Genomic DNA, 569 nt, shown 5'->3' with positions numbered 1-569 from the left:
CGGCGCGAGGTGAAGCATGAGCGGACTGGTGATGGGCTACCCCGAGGCCGAGCACGGCGTGCTGGGGGCGGTCATGCTCGCATCGCTGGACGGCAATGCCTCGCTGGTGGATGACATCATGGGGCAGATGACCAGCGGCGATTTCCTCTACGACGACCACGCAGCCCTGTTCGACGTGATCCGTGATTGCCTTGAGCGTGGCCTGCCGGTCGATCCTGTAACGGTGGGGGATGCGCAGCGTGTCCTGCCAAGCGGCAAGGCCACCCTGGGCTTCGCGGCCGACCTCTGTCGGAACGTGCCTTCTGTGGCCAACGTCATGGCCTACGCCAAGCAGGTCAAGCAGTGGGCGGTGATCCGCCAGGTGGTCGACCTTGGACATTCTGCGAAGGCTGCCGTTGCAAGCGGCCTGGTGCCGGACGAGATCATTGCCCAGGCCCAGCAGTCCATCGCTGACTTGCGTGACCTCCAAGGCTCCGAGAAGGCCGGGTACAAGCGCATGGCCGAGGTGCTGCCCAAGGTCTTTGACGGCATGCAGGAAGTGCTGGACGACCGAGCACCACCGAAGCTGT

1 protein-coding gene is annotated in these 569 nt (G+C 64.7%); it reads left to right on the top strand.

Annotation, left to right across the window (positions count from 1 at the left end; genetic code table 11):
• Positions 1-16: 16 nt before the first annotated feature.
• Positions 17-569 (top strand): DnaB-like helicase N-terminal domain-containing protein (locus APH30_RS27380; protein WP_305728799.1); only part of this gene is annotated, 553 nt, incomplete at its 3' end.

This window comes from Pseudomonas sp. NBRC 111127, assembly GCF_001320345.1.
Taxonomy (GTDB): Bacteria; Pseudomonadota; Gammaproteobacteria; order Pseudomonadales; family Pseudomonadaceae; genus Aquipseudomonas; species Aquipseudomonas juntendi.
The sequence above is the reverse complement of the archived record's forward strand: the minus strand, read 5'-3'. Positions and strand labels throughout refer to the sequence as shown.